Below are 749 nucleotides of genomic sequence, written 5' to 3'. Positions count from 1 at the left end.
GTCATTGTCTGGCTCCATAACCTCAACCCTTTGCACCTTCACAACTTTAGACAGTTCTGCCTGTAAAGCCGCCAATGGAACGGGTTTCACCAGCAACCCCTGAAATTCTGCTGCTCGTATGACTTCGTGATCTTTTGGGGCTGCGTGAGCCGTAACTGCTATCGCTGGCAAATTGCCCCACTCGATATTCAGTTCGCGAACTTTTCCGAGTGTTTCGATACCATCGATACCCGGCATGCTGATATCCAACAAAAGTACATCAAATCGCTCGGACCCAAGACGTTCTAAGGCGGCGTAACCACTTTCAGCCTCAGCAACCGAAAAGCCAAGATCTTCAAGCATATCGGTCAAGATCATTCGATTGATTTCATTGTCGTCTACCACCAGCGCTTTCAAACCCTGATAAAGCTCTGCCTGTGGCGCGTCTGTGGAATCCGGTTCGCTCATGACATCAGATCTTGAGGTTGGCAGCGGCAGTCGCATTGTAAACAGGCTGCCTTCTCCAAGCACACTATACGCCGTGATGTCGCCACCCATCGCCTCGACCAATCTTTTGGTAATAGCCAGCCCTAATCCCGTTCCGCTCGTCTCACGTGCAAAGGCGGTATCGATCGTGACAAATTCGTCGAAGATAACGTCCAGATAGTCAGATGATATCCCGACCCCGGTATCTGCAATCCGAAACTCAATCAGATCATCATGATGAAGTCGTTCGACTTCGATCGTGACTGATCCATCCCGCGTAAATT

1 protein-coding gene is annotated in these 749 nt (G+C 49.9%); it reads right to left on the bottom strand.

All coding sequences use genetic code 11. The features are described 5' to 3' along the window. On the bottom strand, positions 1–749 hold a 749-nt coding region (locus ACR0EL_RS22200; RefSeq protein WP_480502318.1), incomplete at both ends, for a response regulator.

This window comes from Ruegeria sp. AH12 (assembly GCF_056541465.1).
The sequence above is the reverse complement of the archived record's forward strand: the minus strand, read 5'-3'. Positions and strand labels throughout refer to the sequence as shown.